This is a genomic window from Komagataeibacter sp. FNDCR2 (assembly GCF_021295395.1).
In the GTDB taxonomy this organism is placed as follows: domain Bacteria; phylum Pseudomonadota; class Alphaproteobacteria; order Acetobacterales; family Acetobacteraceae; genus Komagataeibacter.
The window spans coordinates 2,040,979-2,061,897 of record NZ_JAIWOU010000001.1; the positions used below are offsets into that span (position 1 = coordinate 2,040,979).

The following is a 20,919-nucleotide window of genomic DNA, read 5'->3' on the forward strand; positions in this document are numbered from 1 at the left end:
ACGCGCCCCAACTTTCCCATGGGGGTGAATCCGGTTATGCTACCGGGGCCCCTCCCGGCCTGCGCGGCCCGAGCGTTCGTGTTTTTATGTTCCGCCAACCGGAGTTTCCGTTTCATGCCCTCATCCCTTCAGGGTCTTTCCCCGCTGGCCGCAACCGATGCCCTGTTTTTCGAGCGCGCCGGTTCCCGCCTTGGCCGCCCGGATGCCGAACGCCTTGTCCAGCAGGCGCTGGAAGGGATGGATGATGGCGAGCTTTTTCTGGAATATCGGGAAAGCGAGGTCATTTCCCTCGATGAGGGCGTGATCCGTTCCGCCACCTTCGACACGTCTTCAGGCTTCGGCCTGCGCGCCGTGCTGGAGACGGAAACCGGCTTCGCCCATTCCGATGAAATCAGCGAAAGCGCGATCCGCCGCGCTGCCGAGACCGTAACCCAGATCCGTTCCGGCCGCACGGGTACGCTGGCGGCGGGGCCGCGCGCGACCAATCACCACCTGTATCCCGACATCAACCCGCTGGGGGAAGGGGCGTTCGCCACCCGCGCGGCGATGCTGTCCGAACTGGATTCCTATGCGCGCGGGCGCGATCCGCGCGTGGTGCAGGTCATGGCTTCCCTCTCGGCGGAGTGGCAGGCGGTGCAGATCCTGCGGCCCGACGGGCAGCGCATGGCCGATATCCGCCCGCTGGTGCGCATGAACGTATCGGTCGTGGTGGAACAGGACGGACGGCGTGAAAGCGGTGGCCACGGGCTGGGTGGCCGTTATTCCTATTCCCGCCTGCTGGCCCCCGAGGCATGGAAAGGCGCCGTGGACGAGGCGCTGCGCATGGCGCTGGTCAACCTGGACGCCCGCCCGGCCCCCGCGGGCGAGATGGAGGTGGTGCTGGGCGCGGGCTGGCCCGGCATCCTGCTGCACGAAGCCGTGGGCCATGGGCTGGAAGGGGATTTCAACCGTAAGGGCACATCGGCTTTCGCCGGGCTCATGGGGCAGCGCGTGGCCGCCCCCGGCGTGACGGTGGTGGATGACGGCTCCCTGCCCGGGCGCCGTGGCAGCCTGACCATCGATGATGAAGGCACCCCCACCGGCCGCACCGTCATGATCGAGGACGGGATCCTGACCGGCTACCTGCAGGACCGGCTCAATGCCCGGCTTATGGGCGTGGCCCCCACGGGCAACGGGCGCAGGCAGTCCTATGCCCACGCGCCCATGCCGCGCATGACCAACACCATCATGCTGGGGGGCGACGCCACCACCGACGACATGATCCGCAGCACGAAGCGCGGGCTGTACGCCGTCAATTTCGGGGGTGGGCAGGTGGACATCACCTCGGGCAAATTCGTGTTCGCGGCGTCGGAAGCCTACCTGATCGAGGATGGCCGCATCACCGCGCCCGTGCGTGGCGCCACCCTGATCGGCAATGGCGCGGACGCCATGACCCGGGTCACCATGATCGGGGGCGAACCCGCCCTTGACCCCGGCATCGGCACCTGTGGCAAGGCGGGGCAGGGCGTGCCGGTGGGCGTGGGCCAGCCGACCCTGAAAATGACCGGCCTGACCGTGGGGGGAACCGGCGGGTCCTGACCCCCCGGCGCGTCAGGCGCGCGCGGCGCGCATCAGCGCCTTCATGTGGCGGATCACGGCGGGCAGGCCGTCGAAAATGGCCTGCCCGATCAGGAAATGCCCGATATTGAGTTCCATGACCTGCGGCAGCGCCGCGACCGGCGCGACATTGGCGTAGCTCAGCCCGTGGCCCGCATGGACCTCCAGCCCGCACCGCGCGGCATGGGCGGCGCCCGTGGTCAGGCGGCCCAGTTCGGTGGCGTGGGCCGTATCATCCGCCGCATCGGCGTAAGCGCCGGTATGCAGTTCCACCACCGCCGCCCCCAGCCGGGCCGCCATTTCAATCTGTACCACATCGGGGTCGATGAAGAGCGAGACACGGATGCCCGCGTCGCGCAGGCGGGTGATACGGGGGGCGAGGGCCTGCGCCTGTCCGTGAACGTCCAGTCCGCCCTCGGTCGTGACTTCCTGCCGCCGTTCGGGCACCAGGCAGCACGCATGCGGGCGCAGGCGGGTAGCGATGGCGGTCATTTCCTCCGTCGCGGCCATTTCCATGTTCAGCGGAATCGCCAGTTCGGCGCGCAGGCGTTCCAGGTCGGCGTCACGGATATGGCGGCGGTCCTCGCGCAGGTGGGCGGTAATGCCATCCGCACCCGCATCCTGCGCCAGCAGGGCGGCCCGGACCGGATCGGGATGGGAGCCGCCGCGTGCGTTACGCACCGTGGCGACATGGTCGATATTCACGCCCAGCCGGATCGGGGCGGGAGAAGATGCGCTCATGACCTGTTCCTGTGTTCGGCCATCCGTGTGGCCATGTGCAGCGCCGCGACAAGGCTGGAAGGATCGGCCAGCCCCCGGCCCGCGATGTCGAACGCGGTGCCGTGATCGGGTGACGTGCGGATGATGGGCAGCCCCAGCGTGGCGTTGACGCCCTGCGTCATGTCGATGGTCTTGAGCGGGATCAGCGCCTGATCGTGATACATGCACATCGCCACATCGTAACGCGCCCGGGCGGCGGGGGTGAACATGGTGTCGGGCGGCCAGGGGCCGCTTACGTCCATGCCATCCGCGCGCAGGGCCTCGATGGCGGGCTGGATGATGGTCTGTTCCTCCGTGCCCATGGTGCCGCCTTCCCCCGCATGCGGGTTCAGCCCCGCAATGGCCATGCGGGGGGACGCAATGCCGAAATCCCGGCGCAGGGCGGCATAGGTCGTGCGGGTGGCGGCGATGATGCGGTCGGTGTCCAGTTCATCAAGCGCCCGGCGCAGGCCCACATGGATGGTGACGGGCACCACCCGCAGTTCCGGGCAGGCCAGCATCATCACCTCGCGCCCCGGCACATTGCACAGCGCGGCGAGGTATTCCGTATGGCCGGGATAGGCGAACCCCGCCTTTTTCAGCACGATCTTGCTGATGGGGCAGGTCACCACGCCCGCCGCCTGGCCGTTGCGGGCCAGTTCCACCGCGCGCGCGATGCTGGCGGTAATGGCGCCGGCGTTGCGGCTGTCCGGCTGGCCGGGGCGGGGCGGGACTTCCAGCGGGACCGGCAGCACGGGCACCGCCCGGCCGAAAACCTCCGCAGCCTGCGCGATGGTGTCGATCTCGCGCACGGGCACGTCGTGCTGGTGAATGGTCGGCGCATCCCCGATTACCACGAAATGTTCCCCCCCGTGGCGCAGCGCCCGCCACGCGCCCGCCGTGATTTCCGGCCCGATCCCGGCGGGGTCGCCCATGGTCAGGGCCAGCGGGCGCGGGGGTTCACGCATGGGGGGCCGCCATGGCATGCAGGATGCGGATCCACGACCGGATCCCCTTGTGAAAGGAGGTCAGGTCATATTTCTCGTTGGGGGAATGGGCGCGGTCATCATCCAGCGCGAAACCCACCAGCAGCGCCGACATGCCCAGTATGCGCTGCATGTCGCCCGCCACGGGAATCGATCCGCCGCAGCCTATGGTCACGGCGGGCGTGCCCCATTCCGCCCCCAGCGCCGCAAGGGCGGGTTGCAGGCCGAACGTGCCCTCGGGCACGGTGCAGGCCATCGACCCGCCACAGGGCGTGAAGGTTACGGTGCAGTCTTCCGGCAGCATGTCGCGCACGCGCGCGCAGAAGGCCTGCCGGATACGGATGGGATCCTGCCCCGCCACCAGCCGGAACGAGACCTTGGCCACGGCCTCGCCCGGCAGTACGGTCTTGAATCCCTCATCGGCGTAACCGCCGGATATGCCGTTGATCTCGAAGCTAGGGCGGCACCATGTCTGTTCGATGGCGGTGTAGCCTGCCTCCCCCGCCGCGACCGAAAGCCCGACTTCCCCCAGGAAGGTCGCGTTATCAGGGGCGATCCCGGCCCAGCGCGCGCGCAGCGGCGCGGGCGGCTCCTGCACGCCCGCGTAGAAGCCGGGCAGTGTCACGCGCCCGCTTTGCGCATCGCGGATGGAGGCGAGCGCGTGGCACAGCAACTCCACCGGGTTGCGCGCGGCATTGCCGTAAATGCCGGAATGCAGGTCACGATCGGCGCAGCGCAGGTGGATTTCCTCCCCCACCATGCCGCGCAGCATGGTGGTGATGGCGGGCACGCCGGGCAGCATCGCGGTATCGCAGATCAGCCCGACATCGGCGCGCAGTTCCTCATGGTGCTCCTCCATGAAGGGCAGGAGATTGGGGCCGCCACATTCCTCCTCCCCTTCAATCAGCAGCGAGACACGGACCGGCAGCGTGCCCTGTGTGGCGCGGATGGCGCGCAGAGCCTCGATGAAGGTCATGACCTGACCCTTGTCATCCGATGCCCCGCGCGCGACGATGTGCCGCACGCCATCCTTGCCCGTGACCAGAACGGGTTCGAACGGCCCGGTTTTCCACAGCGACAGCGGATCGACGGGCTGCACGTCGTAATGGCCATAGAACAGCACATGCGGCCCCGCGGGCGGCGTGCGGTCATGGGCGACCACGATGGGGAGGCCCGGCGTCTCGCACAGCCGGGCGTCAAAGCCGAGGCTGTCCAGCTCATCACGCAGCCACTGGGCCGCGCAGCGGCAATCGACCGCGTGTTCGGGCTGGGTGGAAATGCTGGGTATGCGCAGGAACGCGAACAGCCGTTCAAGCGCCGCGTCAAGGGCATGGTCCGCCTGTTCCAGAACGGGAGAAAGGGCGGAAGGCGTGTCGGTCATGGAATCTCCGTTTACAGTCGGCGGCCAGGGCCGCGATTTTGCCTGTCACGGGATCAAAAGCAACTCATCCCTGCTATCGGCACTGCCCATGCAGGAACCCCAGCGCGGGCAGCGGCCGCCATGCGCGCGGCAGGTCCGCGCGCCGGTAGGGGCGGATGCTGTAATGGGGAACGGGTATGTCGTTGCGTTCGAGAAAGCCGCGATAGGCGGCAACCTGCCTGCCGCGCCATTCGCAGTCGGCCTCGGCCCCGGCGCGGGTGGGGTAGATGCTGGCGATGCATGTGCCGGTCCCGGTGCGGGCCACCACCGCCCAGGATTCATCGCGGCGCGCCGTCGTACGAAAAATGACAACCTTGCCCATTGTTTCGCTCCCGTTGCGGTCGCAGGGGCCGCTCACACCCCGATAACGCAGGCAACCACGGCTGTCGCGCCCGATCAAGCGGCACCCCCGATGAATTGATTTCCTTGCCTGCCCCCACTGTTGGCGGTAGGGAAGCAGGATCATGATACGTCTTGTCATTACCCTGCCCGTGATCGTGGCGCTGATTATTTTCGCGGCCTGCAATCAGGCGCCAGTGGAACTGTCATGGTTGCAGTGGAAATGGACATCATCGCCCGGTGTTCTGGCGCTGCTGGTGGCGGCGCTGTTCTATGCCACGGGATCGGCCAGCGCATGGATCGTGGTGTTGCGGCAGATGCGCCGCGCCCGCCGGGCCGAGCAGGAACTGCGCACCCTGCGCGCGCGCATGCCGGCGGATGACACGGTGGCCCCCCGCGCCCCCGGCCTGACATCGGCCCCGGCCGGTTCACCCATGCTGAAGGCCTACGCGGCGGAGGTTGCAACGCCGCCCGCGCCATCACCATCGGCGGGCGTGCCCGAAACGCCACCGGCCACGCCGGAAGCGCCGCAGCCGCCCGAGCGGCCGGTTTCCTGATTTCCCCTGTCATTTCATAGCCTGCCCGGAGTTACCGCCGATGCGTGGACGGTCCACCCGCCTGATTGTCGCCCTCGATACCAAGGATACGGCGCAGGCCGCGCAGTGGCGGCAGGACACCATGGGGGCCGCCGGGGCGGTCAAGCTGGGGCTGGAGTTCACCTATGCCCGGGGGCTGGACGCCGTGCGCGCGGCGGCGGGCGACGCGCCGCTGTTCCTTGACCTGAAACTGCATGATATCCCCAACACCGTCGCCTCGGCCATTGGCAGTCTGGCGGCCCTGCGGCCCGCCATGCTGACCATCCATGCCGCCGGTGGGCGTGCGATGATCGCCGCCGCCCGCGCGGCGGTGGACGAAACCTTTCCCGAGGGCGCGCGCCCCCTGCTGCTGGCCGTGACCGTGCTGACCAGCATGGATGCCCCGGCCCTGCATGAAACCGGGGTTGAGGGCAGTGTCGCGGCGCAGGTGGTGCGTCTGGGGCGACTGGCCGTTGCGGCGGGGGCGGACGGGCTGATCTGTTCCTCGCACGAGATCGCGCCGTTGCGGCAGGAGCTGGGGGAAAAGCCGGTGCTTGTCGTGCCCGGCATCCGCCCGGCGGGCAGTGCGGTGGGGGACCAGAAACGCGTCATGACCCCGGCGCAGGCGCGTGACGCGGGTGCTGACTGGATCGTGGTGGGCCGCCCCATCACCCGCGCGCCCGATCCGGCGGCGGCGGCGGCGGCCATCGCGGCTGAACTGTCGGCCTGAACCGGGGTGGAGGGACGCAGCCCCATGCCGGTTAAGGTCAAGATATGCGGCCTTCGTGATGAAGCCGGGCTGGATGCCGCCTGCGCGGCGGGGGCCGACTGGGTCGGGTTCGTGTTTTTTGACCGCTCGCCCCGCCATGTCACGGCGGAAGCGGCGGGCAGGCTGGCACGTGGCATGCCTGCAGATGGCCCACGGCGTATTGGCCTGTTTGTCCGCCCGACGGATGATGAAATCCGGCATGTGCTGGACCATGTGCCGCTCCACGGCGTGCAGATTTATGATGAAGCGCCCCGCGCCATGGCGATCCGTGAACAGTTCGGCCTGCCGGTCTGGCTGGCCACGGGCATTTCCAGCCGGGCCGACCTGCCCGCAGGCTGTGGCGTGGATGCGATGGTGATTGAATCCCGCGCGCCCGCCGGTTCCGATCGCCCCGGCGGGAATGCCCATGCCTTTGACTGGACATTGACCGCCCGGTGGCACGCCCCCGCGCCATGGCTGCTGGCGGGTGGCCTGACCCCCGATAACGTGCGTACCGCCATAGGGCAGAGCGGCGCGCGCGCGGTGGATGTATCGTCCGGGGTGGAATCCGCGCCGGGCGTCAAGTCACCCGAACTGATCCATGCCTTCGTGCGCGCGGCCCGTGCGCCATCTACCGTCCCCTAGCGGTAATAGCCGTAATAGGCCGGCGGTGGTGGGGGCGGCGGCGGCGGGTAGGCATAAACCGGATAGGGCGGCGCATAGCCGGGATAGGGATATCCATAGCCGTAACCATAGCCATAGGGCCGGTAGCGATAGGGCGACATGGCCACGCCCAGCGCCGTTCCCGCCGCCATGCCCATGCCAAAGCCACCCCAGCCCCAACCGCCGCGCCAGCCGCCGCCATGCCAGCCACCACCCCATCCGCCCCCACGCCACGCATAGGCGGAGGGTGCGGGCAGAATGCCGGCCAGTCCCACGGATACGGCCAGCAGAAGGGCCAATTTACGCATCGGGTCCGTTCCTTTTCATGACATCCTGATGTCCGATATTGGTGCGCGGGGGCCGGATATCCAGTCTCGTCCACGTACCGTTTCCAGGGCGCGCAGCTAAGGCCGGGGATGCGGCGTTTTCATGGCATGAACCGGCAGCAATGTAACAGGCGACGGTGGACCGGGGGTTAACGCCCGGTCCTTGTGCCCTATCTGGACCGGGAGCCGCGCGCCGCGTTCAGCCAGCCGCCAAGGCGGCCCAGCGCGTCCTTCAGCGGGCCATCGGGCATGTCGTCAATCTGTAGCGGGGCGGGAGCCGTGCGTGGTCGTGGCTGCGTGGCCGGGCGGGGCGTGACGGTCGTCAGATCCTGCACCATCTTCAGGCGCTTGACCACGCCCTGTCCGCATGTGGTGTTGATGCGCGCGATCACGGCGGGAGCAAGGTGCTGCAGCTCCATCGCCACCGGCCCCGAACACGCCACCGTCAGGGTGCCCGCGGACAGCCTGCGCGGCACGGTCAGGGCCGCCAGGTGCGGGCCGACAATATCGGGCCAGTCCGACATGACCTGCACGGCGGCGGGGGAATACCTGCGAAAGACCGGGGTGCTGATATGGGGCAGGAGTGCCGCCATGCTGCGTGGCCGGTACGCGCGCGGCGGTGGGTCCGCCGGGGCGGCGGCTTTCTTTTGCTTGCTGCGCGGGGGCGGGTTCGTCATAAACGGTTCCGTGTTACCTTCTTCCGCCGATCTGTTGCGCTGGTATGACCGGCATCGCCGCACCCTGCCATGGCGCGCCCTGCCGGGCCAGGACGCCGACCCCTATCGGGTGTGGCTGAGCGAGATCATGTTGCAGCAGACCACCGTTACGGCGGTCATACCCTATTTCGAGCGGTTTGTGGATGCCTTTCCCGATGTGACGGCGCTGGCCCGTGCCCCGCAGGACCGGGTCATGGCGCTGTGGGCGGGGCTTGGGTACTACGCGCGGGCACGGAACCTGCATGCCTGCGCGCAGGTTGTGGCCGCGCGGGGCGGCCGGTTTCCCGATACGGTGGAAGGGCTGCGGGAACTGCCGGGAATCGGTCCCTATACCGCCGCCGCCATCGCGGCCATCGCCTTCGGGCGCGCGGTGGTGCCGGTGGACGGGAATGTGGAGCGCGTGACGGCGCGCCTGTTCGCCATGACCGACCCGCTGCCCGGCGCGCGCAAGGCCATTACCCGACAGGCCGAAACCCTGAATGGCGACGCCCCGGCCCGGGCCCGCCCCTCCGACTTCGCGCAGGCGCTGTTCGACCTCGGCGCGGGGATCTGCACCCCGCGCACGCCTGCCTGCGCGCTGTGTCCGTGGCGTGGGGCCTGCGCGGGGCAACGGCAGGGAATCGCGGCCACGCTGCCGCGTCGCGCGGCAAAGGCGGCGCGGCCCATCCGGTACGGCGCGCATTTCTGCATGGTGGACGCCGCGGGCGGCATGCTGCTGGTCCGCCGCCCTGAAAAGGGACTGCTCGGCGGCATGATGGGGCTGCCCGGACCGCTGTGGCGTGATACGCCATGGGCGAAGGCGGACGCGCTGGTCCATGCGCCCAAAGCGCCCCGGCAGCGGGTTGAATGGCACCGGGCGGGGCGGGTGAAGCATGTTTTCACCCATTTCACGCTGCTGGCCGATATCTATGCCGCCCGCATACCGGCCTTTCCCAACAGCATGGTGGGGGAAGACGGCATGATCCATTATGCCGGGGGCGCGGCCGTGGCCCTGCCGTCGCTCATGCGTAAATGCATGGCCCTGGCGCGCAGCGGCAATGTTTTTGATTGACGCGGGCGGGATACGCGCTGTTGACTGGTACCCGTCCGATCAGGAAAGGGCCCGTGATGCTCACTTTAGTCCAGATGCTTGCCCCTGTTGTTGCCCTGCTGGGTTTTGTCGGCATGGCGTACGGCCTGCGTATGCGGGCCCCGGCGGCACAGCCGGTGCGGGTGCGCGCCCGGCGCTAGCACCCGGCATGTAGCGGGCGAACGGGTGGCCCCGCGCTGTTTCTTTGCATCCGCGCGCGGCTTCCTGTAGCAGCCGTTTCATGACCTTCATTACCATACACCGCGCGTCCGGAGCGGATGCGGCGCCCGGGCGGACCGGCGTGCTGCTCAGCAACCTGGGCACGCCGGACGGCACCGGCTATGGCGCGGTCCGGCGCTATCTGGCGGAATTCCTGTCGGACCGGCGCATTATCGAAGCCAGTCCCCTGATCTGGAAGCCGATCCTGTATGGTCCGGTGCTGACGTTCCGCCCCCGCAAGTCGGGCGCCGCGTATCATCGCATCTGGCATCATGACCGCGATGAAAGCCCCCTGCGCACCTATACCCGCGATCAGGCCACGCAACTGGCCCGGCGGCTGGCCACGGATGGCGTGCCCGTGGCGTGGGGCATGCGCTATGGCAGTCCCTCCATCCGGCAGGCCCTGCATGAACTGGTGGAGCAGGGATGCGACCGTATCCTGCTGGCCCCGCTTTACCCGCAGTACAGCGCCACGACCACGGCCACGGCCAACGACCAGGCGTTTCGTGCGCTCATGCGCATGCGCAACCAGCCCGCCATACGCACGCTGCCCCCGTTCGCGGATCATCCGGCCTATATCGCCGCGCTTGCGCGCTCCATCACCTCTCATCTCGGGACACTGGATTTCACGCCGCAGATGATCGTGGCGTCCTTCCACGGGCTGCCCAGGGTCTATGTGGAAAAGGGTGATTCCTATGCGGCGGAATGCGAACGTACCATCGTCGCCCTGCGCCGCGCCATGGGATATGACGCGCAGATGATGCCGCTGACGTTCCAGTCACGTTTTGGCCCCGCCAAATGGCTGGAGCCCTATACCGCGCCGTTTATCGAGTCGCTGCCCGCACGGGGCGTGACCCGGATTGCCGTGATCACGCCGGGCTTCATCGCCGACTGTATCGAAACACTTGACGAAATCGGCAACGAATCCCGCGCGGGCTTTCTCCGGGCAGGTGGCGCGGAACTGGCGTTGATTCCGTGCCTGAACAATTCGCCCGACAGTATCGACCTGCTTGAAACCCTCGTGCGGGGGGAACTGGCGGGCTGGCTGGCGCGGCCACACGGTGGGGCCGCGCCCGTGCCCTCAGCCACAGCCCCGGCGCGCCCGGCCTGACCCGCCGCGAGGCCCCACCGCGTTACGGCGGGCGGGTCGGGCCGGAGCCTTACGGCCGGTCACAGCTTTCGGTCAGGTCATTATAGACCTGTCCGCCGGGGCAGGATTTGGGCGGCTGGGGCGGCGGTGCCTGCGGGGTGGCGGGCGGACTGGCGAAGAGCGTGGAGAGGTCGCGGTCATAAACCGTGTCATCCTCCGGCGCGGAATTGCCTGTCGCGTTATAGATTTCGGGTGCCGCCTGGTAGCTGGCCCCGGCAACGGCGGCCCCCATGGAAGCCCCCATGGCCGCTCCGGCCCAGCCCCAGCCCCAGCCGCCCCATCCACCCCACGGATATCCCCAGCCCATATAGCCGGGGTAGTAGCCACCCCATCCCCAGCCGCCACCCCAGCGCACGGGCCGCCAGCCACCGCCCCAGCGGCCGCCGCCACCCCGCCAGCCCGGGCCGCCGCCATGCCAGCCGCCACCGCCGCGCCAGCCTCCACCACGTGGGCCACCGCCCCAGCCACCGCCGCCATGTCCGCCGCCGCCCCATCCGCCGCCACCGGGGCCGCCATGGGGTCCGGCATAGGCATCCACCGCCAGCGGGCCACATGTGGCTACCGCCAGAATTACCCCCGTCACCACATGTTTCAGCTTGTGCATGTTCCATTCCTGCATGTCTGAATAAGGTTTATCGCAGAAAATAATCCGTTCGGGAAAGACGCCGCACGCCATGCCGCCCGACTTTGCCCATAACGCGGGATCCGAAGCACCAGGAACCCGGCACGCGGGCAGGGACCAGCCTGCATGGCAGGGAATGTGCCGGTCCTGCTTCCGATGCGCATATGGGTATCTGCGGCGCGCTTCGCAGGGGGGCGCAGGTAAACAGGCCCCCGGAACATGCAAAAAACCACGCAGGCGGGGGGATCGCCCCGCCGGTCCGGCATCGGAAGCTGTTTGATGGGGAATTGACAAAAGTTTCCGGGTGCCGCCTTTTTCAAAAAAAGGCGGGGTTCAGGGGCGCCCCACACCGCGCAGGCGGTGCAGGGTGACGATGGCGGCGGTCAGGACCAGCGCGGCGCAGGTCTGGTGCACCGTGCCCGCCCAGACCGGCACCACCAGCAGCAAGGTGGTGATACCCAGCGCGTACTGCAAAAGCACCAGCCACCCCATGACCGCCAGCGCGTCATGCACGTCCTTGCCCAGATTGGGCGTGCGCAGCCCCAGCACGATGGTCAGGCCGATCAGCAGCGCCGTGGTGGTCGCCAGCAGGCGGTGGTCGAACTGGATGGCCGGAATGTTCTGGAACCAGTTCAGCCAGAACGGGTGCAGCCGCGCATAGCCGCGCGGAATCAGGTGACCATCCATGAGCGGGAAGGTATTGTAGGAAAAACCCGCATGGGTGCCCGCGGTAAATCCGCCCGCGATGACCGTAATGCCCACCAGCAGGCAGATGGTCCATACCAGGCGGTGGATGCGCACCACTTCACGCGTGGCGGGAATGAAGACGGGGCGCGGCGTGCGGACGGACAGGGCCGTCCACAAAATGGCGATATAGAGCGCGAAGGCGCAGCACAGGTGCAGCACCAGCCGCACCGGGGCCACGGCGGTGCTGTCAGGGTTGAAGCCCGACGCCACCATGAACCATCCGATCGCCCCCTGTAGCCCCCCCAGCACGAAAAACAGGACCAGCCGCGCCATGAGCCCCCGGCTCAGCGCCCCGGTGATGGAAAACCACACCAGCGGCACCAGCAGCACCATGCCCATGAGCCGCCCCCAGAACCGGTGCGTCCATTCCGCCCAGAAAATCTGCTGGAACCCTGACAGGCCGAAACCGTCATGCAGGATCTTGTATTGCGGAATGGTTTTGTACAGCGCGAACTGCCGTTCCCATTCGGCATGGCTCAGGGGCGGGATCATGCCGGTGATGGGCCGCCAGTCCATGATGGACAGGCCCGAGCCGGTCAGGCGCGTGTAGCCGCCCAGTGCGATCATGCCCACAAGCATGAAGCAGATTGCGAACAGCCACGTGGAAACGCGCTTCCTGTTGCGCAGCTCCTGCGCGGAAGGCGGCGTGCGGCCCAGCAGGGAGCCGTGGGAAGGATATGCGGACATAATCGAATTTAGACCGCCCTTGCGGTCCGCCGCAAGGCGATGCTAGGCGCGGGAGAACATATATTGCCACCGGACGGGACGCACGCATGACATTACCGCACGCCGTACCGCCCCTGCCGCCATCCGGGGCCAGCCCGCGCGTGCTCCTGCGGCCTGCCCTGCTGCTGCTGGGCTTTGTGGTGCTGGCCGTGGTCGCGAGCCACCTGCCGGGGGTGCGGCATATGCTTACGGTGGGCCCGGCGCTGCATTCCGGGGCGCGGGGCGTCGTGCTTTTCGTGCTGGGGGCCAGCGTGTACTGTGCGTTCGGCCTGCCACGGCAGGCCATGTGCTTCACGGCGGGCGCGGCCTATGGAATCGGGGCGGGCTGCGCGCTGGCCACGGTGGCCACGGTGGCGGGCTGCCTGTGCGGTTATGGCTGGGGGCGCTGGGCGGGGCGCGGGCGCATGCCGGCACGGCTGGGCGCCACCATGGCGCGGCTGGAGGGGGTGGTGGGCAAGGCGCCCTTCGCCTCGGTGCTGATGCTGCGGCTCATGCCGGTTGGCTCCGCACTTTTGCTTAACCTGGCATCTGGCATGCTGGGGGTGCGGGTTGTGCCCTTCGGGCTTGCGACCGTGCTGGGCAGCCTGCCCCAGACCATCGTGTTCGTGCTGGTGGGGACGGGCATGCGGCTGGGGGGTACGGGCCGGTTCGGGGTGGCGGCCGTGCTGTTCGGCCTGTCCGCGCTGGTGGGGCTATGGCTCATGCGGCGGATGCGCGCTGGACGGGTATAGGGATAACGAATTGCAGAAATGCCGTAATTAGATGGTGAAAAGCACGAGACTGCTGGTCTAGTAGTCCGGACAATCCTTTCAATACTGGAGTGCCTCATGGGGTCATCCGCAATGGCGGGCCGGTCAGCAGAAACCCCCGCGCCGGAATCGACTGTCCGCCCCATGGGCTGGATCGCGATCCTGCTCGGGTTCCTGACTGCGGTCGGGCCCGTCTCCACCGACATATACCTGCCTGCCTTCCCGGAACTGGAAACCACGCTGCATGGCCGCGCCGGTTCCGCGCAGATGACGCTGGCGGTCTGGTTCGTCGGGCTGGCGATCGGGCAGATCACCATGGGGCCGCTATCGGACAGGTTCGGGCGCCGCCTGCCCATGCTGGCGGGTACCATCGTTTATACGCTGGCGTCTGTCGGCTGCGCGATGGCGCGCGACATCCCCACCTTTTCGTTGTTCCGCCTGATCGCGTCGGTCGGTGCGTCCGCCAGTCTCATCATTCCCAGCGCGTGCGTGCGCGACATGTCGCATGGCAATGAATCCGCCCGTCTCATGTCGCGTCTGGTGCTGGTGATGGGTGTCGTGCCCATCCTGGCCCCCACGCTGGGGGGCATGGTGCTGTCGATCGCGTCGTGGCGGTCGATCTTCTGGGCCTCGGCGGTGTACGGGCTGATCTGTATCGGCCTGATCTGGCGCGTCCTGCCCGAGACGCTGCAGCCCGCGAACCGCAGCGAATTTTCCCCCGTGACCCTGTTCAGCCGCTACGTGATGCTGGCGCGTGACCGCGGGTTCATCACCCATGCGATGATCGCGGGTTTCTCGTGCTTCATGTCGTTTACCTATCTTTCGGCCGCCCCTTCGGTGTTCATCAACCAGTTCGGGCTTTCACCCGCGCATTTCGGCATGATGTTCGGCGTGTTCGCCGTGTGCATGATCGGGGCCTCGCAGCTTAACGGCGTGCTGGTGGGGCGGATCGACGCGGCCCGCATCCTGGGCATCTCGGTGGGGGTTGCGGTGCTGGGCACCATCGCCACGACCGTGGTGGCCATCGTCATCGCCTTCGCCACGCAGCATGGCGGCCACCCGCCATTATGGATGCTGGGCTGCCTGATCCTGGCCATGATGGTCTCGCTGGGCACCACCGGCATCATCGGTCCCAACGCGACGGTGGGGGCGCTGGCGGACCATCCGCGCTTTGCGGGCAGTGCCTCGGCCTTCGTGGGAACGCTGCAATACGTGCTGGGCGCGGTTGCCGGGGCGTTCGTGGGCATGCTGCCCGCCAATTCGCCCATTCCCATGGCGGGCGTGATGCTGATGGGGGCCGCGATCATGATGATCATGGTGCTGCTGCGCCCGGCCCGGCCCGGTCTGGGCGCTGGTGTGGGCGCGGGTGTGGAGACGCAGGAATAAAATCTTCCATCACGCCACCCGGTCGCGGGTCAGGGTCCAAAGCTCATGGAACCGTCGCGGGTGGGCTTGTCCCCCCGGCGCGTGGCGGCTACAGCGGGGAGCCGTCCACAGGGCGACATTTTCGTGAACGGGGCACGCATGTCCCGGATTTGGTATGACCACGCAACGGGGACTGCGCACCGATCATGACGACCGCCAAGATCGACCTGAAACAATACATCCGTAACATCCCGGATTTTCCCAAGCCCGGTATCCTGTTCTACGACATTTCGACCCTGATGCGGAACGCCGACGCCTGGCAGATCGCCATGGGCCGCCTTGCCGCGGCTGTCGCGCCCTGGGCGCCGGATGTTCTGGCCGCCATCGAATCGCGCGGGTTCCTGACGGCGGCGCCGCTGGCCAGTCGCCTTGGCTGCGGCCTGGTCATGCTGCGCAAGCCCGGCAAACTGCCCGGTGAGACCGTGGCCCACAGCTACGATCTGGAATACGGTTCCGATTCGCTGCACATCCAGGCCGATGCGATCCAGCCCGGCCAGCGCGTGGTGGTGATGGATGACCTGCTGGCCACGGGCGGCACGCTGGTGGCGTCCGTGTCGCTGCTGCGCAAGGTGGGCGCCGATGTGGTGGGGGCCGCGACCCTGATCGAACTGACGGATCTGGGCGGCCGCGCACGGCTGGACATCCCGGTCAGAACCCTCGTCTCCTACGACGGATAGTACCGGGCCGGGTATTCGCGGTATGCGGCACAGGCTTCCTTCCATGCGGGCATTCGGCTGTCGGCCTGTTCGTACAGCCGGTATGCTGTACAACATTACGCATGGATCGTGTCTGGACAGGGGAGGCTGAATGCCGGGATGAAAGATCGTGAGCTTTCCCTGATCCGTTTTCAGGATCATATCCGCGCTTTCTTCACGCGCCTGTGGCCACCGGGCTCCGCCCCACGGCAGGACCACCTGCGCTGGCTGTACGCACCCGGCATTTTCACGTTCGGCTATGCGCTGCGCACCACCATCACCTCCCTCATCGCGCTGGGCATTGCCCTGTGGTGGGAACTGGGCAGCCCGCAATGGGCGGCGCTGACGGTATGGATGGTCGCACAGGGCACGCGCGGCAAGAGCGTGGCCAAGGCGCGATGGCATCTGTTCGGCATGGTGGTGGGTACGATCTGCGCCGTGATGCTGGTGGCGGCCTTTCCGCAGGCGCCCATCATGTTCATCCTGCTGCTGGCCGGGGGGATCGGGGCCTTCTGCTTCATCGGCACGTTGCTGCCCGGCCCCGCCACCATGACCAACTACCGTATCCACGGCATGCGGGCGAGTGGCTTCACCTACGCTATCATCTCGCTCGACGGGATTGCCGACCCCCAGCACATCTTCATGACGGCCATGGCGCGCGCGACCTATATCGTGCTGGGGATCGTGCTGGAAACCACCGTTTCCTCCCTGTTCCAGTTCCGGTTGCAGGAGCGGGCGCAGGACCGCCTTGGCCATAACTTCCTGATCGCGATCGACGGCGCGGCGCAGACGCTTGCCTCCCTGCTGGCGGGAGACATGCAGGTCCTGCGCAAGGCGCGCGGCGTCTTCGCCAACATCACCACACTGAGCGACCAGATCGAGTTTGCCGAAGTCGAGATGGGCGCGAAGCGCGGGCATGAAGGCGACCATGCCCGCGCGGCCCTTGCGCGGGTGGCGATGCTGCTTTCACGCGGGCTGGATCTGGCGGCACTCATGAACGGGCCGGGCGGCATGGCGGGCGCCGCCTTCAAGGCGACATCGAGCAAGGTGCAGGCCTTTCTCAAGGACATGGCCCCGCAGCTCGGGGCCAGTGACGACATCGCCCCCGTCCTGTCCCGCCTGGCCGCGTTACAGGCCGCCTGCCGCCAGAGCGTGGCCGATTCCCTTGATGAGGAAATGGGCCGTCCCGGCAGCCTGCCCACCGACCCGCAACTGGCGCAGATGCTTTCGCAGCAGCGCATGCTCAATTACGCGCTGGGCAAGATGCTCGATGAACTGGAACAGGCGCTGATCCAGTTCGACGCCAGCCGCAACCCGCTGCTGCACGACCACTTCCATTACCGGCTCAAGACCTTCCGCGACTGGCAGCAGGCCTTCACCAACAGCCTGCGGGCCTCGGTCACGATTTTCGGTTCTGGCGTCATATGGGTCACCACGTCATGGTCGGCGGGGCTGACGTTCATGATGTTCGTCTCCATCGTGTGCAGCCTGTTCTCCACGCTGGAAAAACCGGCGCTGGCCACGCGCGCCTTCCTGGGCGGCGCGATCGTGGCCTCGGTCATGGCGGGGGTGCTCGTGCTGTGGCGGCTGGCGGAGCCGACCACTTATGAAATCATGGCCCTGTGCATGTTCCTGCCCATGCTGGCGGGGGGGCTGGCCTTCGCCTATCCCGTGCTGGTGCTGGGGGCGGTGTCCTACAACCTGTTCCTGCCCATCCTGCTCGGGCCGGGCAACCAGAGCCGGCTGGATGAAATAACCTTTTTCAACACCGCGATGCCGCTGGTCCTCGGGCTGTGGTACGCGATGTGGGCGTTCCGGCTGGTGCTGCCCTTCGATACGAACGACATGCGCTGGCAGATGCGCACCGGCATCCTGCGCGGGCTGCGCTACGTCGCGCGCGCCCGCACGCTACCCACCACGCTATATGTGGTCGAGCATAATGTGGACCGTTTTGTCCGCCTGCTGACGGATGCGGAGAACACGCCCGACACGATCATCGACGCCTACCTGCAGGGGATCCTGTCGGCCATGACGATCGGGCTGAACGTGATCCGCCTGCGCGCGATTCTTGAGCGGCATCTGCTTCCGCCCGAGGCTCAGCGCGTGGTGAGTGACATGATGGGGCGCATGGCGCAGTTCAGCGGGCGCTATGGCGGCCATTACGGGCGGACCGCGCGTTCGGCCAAATTCGCCATCGTCCACCTCCAGCAGATGGCGTGGCAGGCGGATAATCTGGGCGTGCGGCTGGAAATCGACAGTGCGCTGGTCTGTATGTACGTGATTTCCTACGAACTGGATCACAACCAGAAATTCTTCGACGCCTCCAGCCCCTATCTCGATCCGGTCATGGCCTGAACGGGTCACCGGATCCTGTTGGAAGGGACATGAAAAAAGGAGCCGCCCGTCCGGGTGGCTCCTTTTTCCTTATGGCGTGTCATTCACCCTGCTGTCGGGCCACGAAGTTTTCCAGCCAGTGGATGGTGTAGTCCCCCTTGCGGAACTGGGGGTCATCAAGGATCTTGCGGTGGAGCGGGATGACCGTCTTGACCCCTTCGATCACGAATTCATCCAGCGCGCGGCGCATGCGCGCAATGGCCTCGAGACGTGTGGGCGCGCGTACGATCAGCTTGGCGATCATGCTGTCGTAATAGGGCGGCACGCGATAACCCGCATACAGCGCACTGTCGATTCGCACGCCAAGGCCACCGGGTGGGTGATAGACCGTGATCGTGCCCGGCGTGGGCATGAAGGTCTGCGGGTCTTCCGCATTGATGCGGCATTCGATGGCATGGCCGGAGAAGTGGATGTCCGACTGGGTGTAGCCCATCGGCTCGCCCGCCGCGATGCGGATCTGCTCGCGCACCAGATCCACGTCGCACACCATTTCCGTTACCGGGTGTTCCACCTGCAGGCGGGTGTTCATCTCGATGAAGCAGAACTGTCCGTCCTGGTACAGGAACTCCAGCGTCCCGGCGTTGCGGTAGCCAAGCCCGGTCAGGGCGGTGGTGGCGATGGCCCCGATCTCGTCCCGCTGTTCGGCGGTCAGGGCGGGGGAGCCCGCCTCCTCCAGCAGTTTCTGGTGGCGGCGCTGGAGCGAGCAGTCGCGCTCGCCAAAATGCACGACGTTGCCGTGCATGTCGGCCATGATCTGCAGTTCGATATGGCGCGGCCTGTCGAGGTATTTTTCAAGATAGACCTCGTCATTGCCGAACGCGGCGCGGGCCTCGGTCCGGGCGACGCTCCATGCTTCCTCAAGGTCGGCCTCGGTGGGGGCGACCTTCATGCCGCGCCCGCCGCCACCGGCGGCGGCCTTGATCAGCACGGGATAACCCACCCTGGCCGCGACTTCACGCGCCTGTTCCAGGTTTTCCAGCGCCCCGTCCGATCCGGGCACCAGCGGCACGCCCAGCGCCTGCATGGTGGTCTTGGCGGTGATCTTGTCACCCATCATGCGGATGTGTTCGGCCGTCGGCCCGATGAAGGTGATGCCGTGGGCTTCCACCGTTTCCGCGAAATCGGCGTTTTCGGACAGGAAGCCATAGCCGGGATGGATCGCATCCGCGCCGGTTATGGTCGCCGCCGACAGGATGGCTGCGACATTGAGGTACGAGTCGCGGCTGGCTGGCGGCCCGATGCACACGGCCTCATCCGCCAGGCGGACATGCATGGCGTCCGTATCGGCCGTGGAATGCACGGCCACGGTCGGGATACCCAGTTCGCGGCAGGCCCGCAGGATGCGCAGGGCGATCTCGCCACGGTTGGCGATCAGGATTTTGGAAAACATTACTCTATGATGACCAGCGCTTCGCCGAATTCGACCGGATCGCCCGACTGGATCAGCACCCGGCTCAGCGTGCCCGCGCGTGGCGCCTTGATCTGGTTGAAGGTCTTCATCGCCTCGATCAGCAGCAGCGTCTGGCCCGCGCTGACCTGCTGGCCCTCCGTCACGAACGGGGGCGAGGACGGATCGGGCGCCAGATAGGCCACGCCCACCATCGGGCTCGTCACCGCGCCGGGGTGCTTGGACGGGTCGGCCGCGGGGGCCACCGGGGTCGCGGCCGCGGCTGGCGGCGCGACGGGGGCCGGAGCCGGGGCGGCGGCCACGGCGTGGGCCACGGGCGCGGCGGCGCGGACAACGCGGATGCGGTTGTCCTTTTCCGCGATCTCGATTTCGGTCAGGCCGGTATCGGTCAGAATTTCCGCCAATGCCCGAATGGCATCCGCATCCACGAGCAGTCGGCTCATTGATCGTCCTCGTCCAGAATCATGTCTGTCATGGCCTGAAGCGCCAGCGCGTACCCCCGCACGCCCAGCCCGCATATGACGCCAATGGCGGCGCGGGAAACGTACGAGTGATGGCGGAAGTCTTCACGGCGGTGAATATTGGAAATGTGAACCTCGATCACGGGCAGATCAACGGCCAGAAGCGCGTCAAGCAGCGCGACCGAGGTATGGGAGTAAGCCGCCGGGTTGATGATGATGCCGCGTGCGCGGCCCCGGCATTCCTGTATCCAGGATACGAGCTCCCCCTCCCCATTGGTCTGGCGGAAGTCGATGGCCACATCCAGCCGCTCGGCGGCCTGGACACAGACCTGTTCCACATCATCCAGCGTGGCGTGACCATACACCTCGGGCTGGCGCAGTCCGAGCATGTTCAGGTTGGGGCCGTTCAACACGGCAATGAGAGGGCGCTCCATGATGCACGCGCCTAGCACGCCCGCCGTCCGGTTCCAAGTCCGTTCATGCCCATGCCCGCGTAACGGCCCCGCATGGGCGTCATGCCACGGGCGCCCTGACCGTGCCGGTAGGGGGGCAGGGTACGTATTTGTAGGAAAATCGGGGTGCGCTGTGTTATGGGTCGGTTCATGACAGGGTATCCCGATCACCGGAACGGTGGCAGGCGGGCGCGTTGCGGGGTGGCATGGTCTGTGATGCCGGTCGTGATCGCCTGTTTCATGTCCATCGTCTCCGGCACCGAACCCGCGGCCTGTGCGCCGGTGCGTCATGACGCGCCTGGCGTGGTGTCCCCGGCCATCATGGCGGACGTTCCGCCTGACTGGAGCCAGCACGGCATTGCAAGCTGGTACGGCACCCACATGCAGAAAGGCCGCGCCACCGCATCGGGGCAGACCTTCGATCCGGACGCGCTGACCGCCGCCCACCCGCGCCTGCCGCTGGGCACGCGGCTGCGCGTGCATTCGCGTCGTACCGGCCGTTCGGTGGTGGTGACGGTCAATGACAGGGGCCCTTATTACGGCCACCGCATCATCGACCTGTCGGCGGAGGCCGCGCGCCGCCTGGGCATCCTGTCCGCTGGCGCGACGGCGGTCGATATCGAACCCGCGCATGCGGAAGACGAAGTCGCCAGCGCCCCGCGCTGACCCCGCTT

General features: G+C 67.3%; 23 protein-coding genes. 12 read left to right on the plus strand and 11 right to left on the minus strand.

The features are described 5' to 3' along the window. Window positions 1-114: 114 nt before the first annotated feature. The gene (tldD, locus tag LDL28_RS09705; RefSeq protein WP_233058358.1) at window positions 115-1,578 is read left to right on the plus strand and encodes a metalloprotease TldD; all 1,464 of its coding nucleotides are present in this window, start codon (window positions 115-117) and stop codon (window positions 1,576-1,578) included. A gap of 12 nt (window positions 1,579-1,590) precedes the next feature. Here tldD and LDL28_RS09710 read toward each other — a convergent pair whose 3' ends face one another. From LDL28_RS09710 to LDL28_RS09725, 4 genes are all read right to left on the minus strand, one after another. Continuing rightward, a complete protein-coding gene (locus LDL28_RS09710) occupies window positions 1,591-2,337 on the minus strand; it encodes a pyridoxine 5'-phosphate synthase (protein WP_233058359.1) in 747 nt (248 codons plus the stop codon). Beyond that, window positions 2,334-3,323 carry a 4-hydroxythreonine-4-phosphate dehydrogenase PdxA gene (gene pdxA / locus LDL28_RS09715; RefSeq protein ID WP_233058360.1) on the minus strand — a complete coding sequence of 330 codons (990 nt, stop codon included), beginning with the start codon at window positions 3,321-3,323 and terminating at the stop codon, window positions 2,334-2,336. Before pdxA ends, LDL28_RS09710 begins: the two co-directional genes overlap by 4 nt. Further along, complete coding sequence (locus LDL28_RS09720) at window positions 3,316-4,722, minus strand: M20/M25/M40 family metallo-hydrolase (protein ID WP_233058361.1); 1,407 nt, start codon at window positions 4,720-4,722, stop codon at window positions 3,316-3,318. Before LDL28_RS09720 ends, pdxA begins: the two co-directional genes overlap by 8 nt. Window positions 4,723-4,795: 73 nt before the next feature. Continuing rightward, entirely contained in the window at window positions 4,796-5,083 is a 288-nt protein-coding gene (locus tag LDL28_RS09725; RefSeq protein WP_233059259.1) for a hypothetical protein, read from the minus strand. 142 nt (window positions 5,084-5,225) lie between these two features. Between LDL28_RS09725 and LDL28_RS09730 the strand changes: the two genes are divergently transcribed. The 3 genes from LDL28_RS09730 to LDL28_RS09740 are packed head-to-tail and all read left to right on the plus strand — an operon-like array spanning window position 5,226 to window position 7,068. Further along, window positions 5,226-5,657 (plus strand): LapA family protein, encoded by a 432-nt coding sequence (locus tag LDL28_RS09730; protein ID WP_233058362.1) that lies wholly within the window; start codon window positions 5,226-5,228, stop codon window positions 5,655-5,657. A 40-nt stretch (window positions 5,658-5,697) separates the two neighbouring features. Beyond that, entirely contained in the window at window positions 5,698-6,405 is a 708-nt protein-coding gene (gene pyrF, locus LDL28_RS09735; protein WP_233058363.1) for an orotidine-5'-phosphate decarboxylase, read from the plus strand. A gap of 24 nt (window positions 6,406-6,429) precedes the next feature. Then, window positions 6,430-7,068: a phosphoribosylanthranilate isomerase gene (locus LDL28_RS09740; protein ID WP_233058364.1), complete on the plus strand. Its 639-nt coding sequence runs from the start codon at window positions 6,430-6,432 to the stop codon at window positions 7,066-7,068. Here the strand turns inward: LDL28_RS09740 and LDL28_RS09745 are convergent. Both LDL28_RS09745 and LDL28_RS09750 read right to left on the minus strand, forming a co-directional pair. Continuing rightward, window positions 7,065-7,394, minus strand: a complete 330-nt coding sequence (locus LDL28_RS09745) for a hypothetical protein (protein ID WP_233058365.1) — start codon at window positions 7,392-7,394, stop codon at window positions 7,065-7,067. The genes LDL28_RS09740 and LDL28_RS09745 overlap by 4 nt on opposite strands. Window positions 7,395-7,582: 188 nt before the next feature. Next, the gene (locus tag LDL28_RS09750) at window positions 7,583-8,089 is read right to left on the minus strand and encodes a DUF721 domain-containing protein (RefSeq protein ID WP_233058366.1); all 507 of its coding nucleotides are present in this window, start codon (window positions 8,087-8,089) and stop codon (window positions 7,583-7,585) included. On the opposite strand from LDL28_RS09750, the gene mutY reads away from it, so the two are divergent. From mutY to hemH, 3 genes are all read left to right on the plus strand, one after another. Then, on the plus strand, window positions 8,004-9,179 hold the full coding sequence (gene mutY / locus LDL28_RS09755; RefSeq protein WP_255663127.1) for an A/G-specific adenine glycosylase: 1,176 nt from the start codon (window positions 8,004-8,006) through the stop codon (window positions 9,177-9,179). The genes LDL28_RS09750 and mutY overlap by 86 nt on opposite strands. Window positions 9,180-9,235: 56 nt before the next feature. After that, window positions 9,236-9,358, plus strand: a complete 123-nt coding sequence (locus tag LDL28_RS15610; RefSeq protein ID WP_255663128.1) for a hypothetical protein — start codon at window positions 9,236-9,238, stop codon at window positions 9,356-9,358. Window positions 9,359-9,438: 80 nt separating this feature from the next. Beyond that, a complete protein-coding gene (hemH, locus tag LDL28_RS09760; protein ID WP_233058368.1) occupies window positions 9,439-10,527 on the plus strand; it encodes a ferrochelatase in 1,089 nt (362 codons plus the stop codon). 49 nt (window positions 10,528-10,576) lie between these two features. Here hemH and LDL28_RS09765 read toward each other — a convergent pair whose 3' ends face one another. Next, window positions 10,577-11,170, minus strand: a complete 594-nt coding sequence (locus LDL28_RS09765; protein ID WP_233058369.1) for a hypothetical protein — start codon at window positions 11,168-11,170, stop codon at window positions 10,577-10,579. A gap of 351 nt (window positions 11,171-11,521) precedes the next feature. Further along, window positions 11,522-12,622: a COX15/CtaA family protein gene (locus LDL28_RS09770; protein ID WP_233058370.1), complete on the minus strand. Its 1,101-nt coding sequence runs from the start codon at window positions 12,620-12,622 to the stop codon at window positions 11,522-11,524. Window positions 12,623-12,708: 86 nt separating this feature from the next. Between LDL28_RS09770 and LDL28_RS09775 the strand changes: the two genes are divergently transcribed. From LDL28_RS09775 to LDL28_RS09790, 4 genes are all read left to right on the plus strand, one after another. Next, window positions 12,709-13,392 (plus strand): TVP38/TMEM64 family protein, encoded by a 684-nt coding sequence (locus tag LDL28_RS09775; RefSeq protein WP_233058371.1) that lies wholly within the window; start codon window positions 12,709-12,711, stop codon window positions 13,390-13,392. Window positions 13,393-13,488: 96 nt separating this feature from the next. Continuing rightward, entirely contained in the window at window positions 13,489-14,796 is a 1,308-nt protein-coding gene (locus LDL28_RS09780) for a multidrug effflux MFS transporter (protein WP_233058372.1), read from the plus strand. Window positions 14,797-14,981: 185 nt separating this feature from the next. Further along, complete coding sequence (locus tag LDL28_RS09785) at window positions 14,982-15,512, plus strand: adenine phosphoribosyltransferase (protein WP_233058373.1); 531 nt, start codon at window positions 14,982-14,984, stop codon at window positions 15,510-15,512. Window positions 15,513-15,650: 138 nt separating this feature from the next. Then, the gene (locus tag LDL28_RS09790) at window positions 15,651-17,885 is read left to right on the plus strand and encodes an FUSC family protein (RefSeq protein ID WP_233058374.1); all 2,235 of its coding nucleotides are present in this window, start codon (window positions 15,651-15,653) and stop codon (window positions 17,883-17,885) included. A 79-nt stretch (window positions 17,886-17,964) separates the two neighbouring features. On the opposite strand, the gene accC is transcribed toward LDL28_RS09790, so the two are convergent. Genes accC through aroQ form a run of 3 tightly spaced genes read right to left on the minus strand, consistent with a single transcriptional unit; the run spans window position 17,965 to window position 20,227 of the window. Continuing rightward, the gene (gene accC / locus LDL28_RS09795; protein WP_233058375.1) at window positions 17,965-19,314 is read right to left on the minus strand and encodes an acetyl-CoA carboxylase biotin carboxylase subunit; all 1,350 of its coding nucleotides are present in this window, start codon (window positions 19,312-19,314) and stop codon (window positions 17,965-17,967) included. Further along, entirely contained in the window at window positions 19,314-19,775 is a 462-nt protein-coding gene (accB, locus tag LDL28_RS09800) for an acetyl-CoA carboxylase biotin carboxyl carrier protein (RefSeq protein WP_233058376.1), read from the minus strand. Before accB ends, accC begins: the two co-directional genes overlap by 1 nt. After that, window positions 19,772-20,227 (minus strand): type II 3-dehydroquinate dehydratase, encoded by a 456-nt coding sequence (aroQ, locus tag LDL28_RS09805; protein ID WP_183480111.1) that lies wholly within the window; start codon window positions 20,225-20,227, stop codon window positions 19,772-19,774. The genes accB and aroQ overlap by 4 nt, the downstream gene beginning before the upstream one ends. Window positions 20,228-20,395: 168 nt before the next feature. Between aroQ and LDL28_RS09810 the strand changes: the two genes are divergently transcribed. Further along, complete coding sequence (locus LDL28_RS09810) at window positions 20,396-20,911, plus strand: septal ring lytic transglycosylase RlpA family protein (protein ID WP_233058377.1); 516 nt, start codon at window positions 20,396-20,398, stop codon at window positions 20,909-20,911. Window positions 20,912-20,919 lie beyond the last annotated feature (8 nt).

Excerpts from the sequence above, each read along its gene's own strand:
- tldD (WP_233058358.1), top strand. The coding sequence starts at position 115 with ATGCCCTCATCCCTTCAGGGTCTTTCCCCGCTGGCCGCAACCGATGCC.
- LDL28_RS09710 (WP_233058359.1), bottom strand. The coding sequence starts at position 2,337 with ATGAGCGCATCTTCTCCCGCCCCGATCCGGCTGGGCGTGAATATCGAC.
- pdxA (WP_233058360.1), bottom strand. The coding sequence starts at position 3,323 with ATGCGTGAACCCCCGCGCCCGCTGGCCCTGACCATGGGCGACCCCGCC.
- LDL28_RS09720 (WP_233058361.1), bottom strand. The coding sequence starts at position 4,722 with ATGACCGACACGCCTTCCGCCCTTTCTCCCGTTCTGGAACAGGCGGAC.
- LDL28_RS09725 (WP_233059259.1), bottom strand. The coding sequence starts at position 5,083 with ATGGGCAAGGTTGTCATTTTTCGTACGACGGCGCGCCGCGATGAATCC.
- LDL28_RS09730 (WP_233058362.1), top strand. The coding sequence starts at position 5,226 with ATGATACGTCTTGTCATTACCCTGCCCGTGATCGTGGCGCTGATTATT.
- pyrF (WP_233058363.1), top strand. The coding sequence starts at position 5,698 with ATGCGTGGACGGTCCACCCGCCTGATTGTCGCCCTCGATACCAAGGAT.
- LDL28_RS09740 (WP_233058364.1), top strand. The coding sequence starts at position 6,430 with ATGCCGGTTAAGGTCAAGATATGCGGCCTTCGTGATGAAGCCGGGCTG.
- LDL28_RS09745 (WP_233058365.1), bottom strand. The coding sequence starts at position 7,394 with ATGCGTAAATTGGCCCTTCTGCTGGCCGTATCCGTGGGACTGGCCGGC.
- mutY (WP_255663127.1), top strand. The coding sequence starts at position 8,004 with ATGCTGCGTGGCCGGTACGCGCGCGGCGGTGGGTCCGCCGGGGCGGCG.
- LDL28_RS09750 (WP_233058366.1), bottom strand. The coding sequence starts at position 8,089 with ATGACGAACCCGCCCCCGCGCAGCAAGCAAAAGAAAGCCGCCGCCCCG.
- LDL28_RS15610 (WP_255663128.1), top strand. The coding sequence starts at position 9,236 with ATGCTCACTTTAGTCCAGATGCTTGCCCCTGTTGTTGCCCTGCTGGGT.
- hemH (WP_233058368.1), top strand. The coding sequence starts at position 9,439 with ATGACCTTCATTACCATACACCGCGCGTCCGGAGCGGATGCGGCGCCC.
- LDL28_RS09765 (WP_233058369.1), bottom strand. The coding sequence starts at position 11,170 with ATGCACAAGCTGAAACATGTGGTGACGGGGGTAATTCTGGCGGTAGCC.
- LDL28_RS09770 (WP_233058370.1), bottom strand. The coding sequence starts at position 12,622 with ATGTCCGCATATCCTTCCCACGGCTCCCTGCTGGGCCGCACGCCGCCT.
- LDL28_RS09775 (WP_233058371.1), top strand. The coding sequence starts at position 12,709 with ATGACATTACCGCACGCCGTACCGCCCCTGCCGCCATCCGGGGCCAGC.
- LDL28_RS09780 (WP_233058372.1), top strand. The coding sequence starts at position 13,489 with ATGGGGTCATCCGCAATGGCGGGCCGGTCAGCAGAAACCCCCGCGCCG.
- LDL28_RS09785 (WP_233058373.1), top strand. The coding sequence starts at position 14,982 with ATGACGACCGCCAAGATCGACCTGAAACAATACATCCGTAACATCCCG.
- LDL28_RS09790 (WP_233058374.1), top strand. The coding sequence starts at position 15,651 with ATGAAAGATCGTGAGCTTTCCCTGATCCGTTTTCAGGATCATATCCGC.
- accC (WP_233058375.1), bottom strand. The coding sequence starts at position 19,314 with ATGTTTTCCAAAATCCTGATCGCCAACCGTGGCGAGATCGCCCTGCGC.
- accB (WP_233058376.1), bottom strand. The coding sequence starts at position 19,775 with ATGAGCCGACTGCTCGTGGATGCGGATGCCATTCGGGCATTGGCGGAA.
- aroQ (WP_183480111.1), bottom strand. The coding sequence starts at position 20,227 with ATGGAGCGCCCTCTCATTGCCGTGTTGAACGGCCCCAACCTGAACATG.
- LDL28_RS09810 (WP_233058377.1), top strand. The coding sequence starts at position 20,396 with ATGACAGGGTATCCCGATCACCGGAACGGTGGCAGGCGGGCGCGTTGC.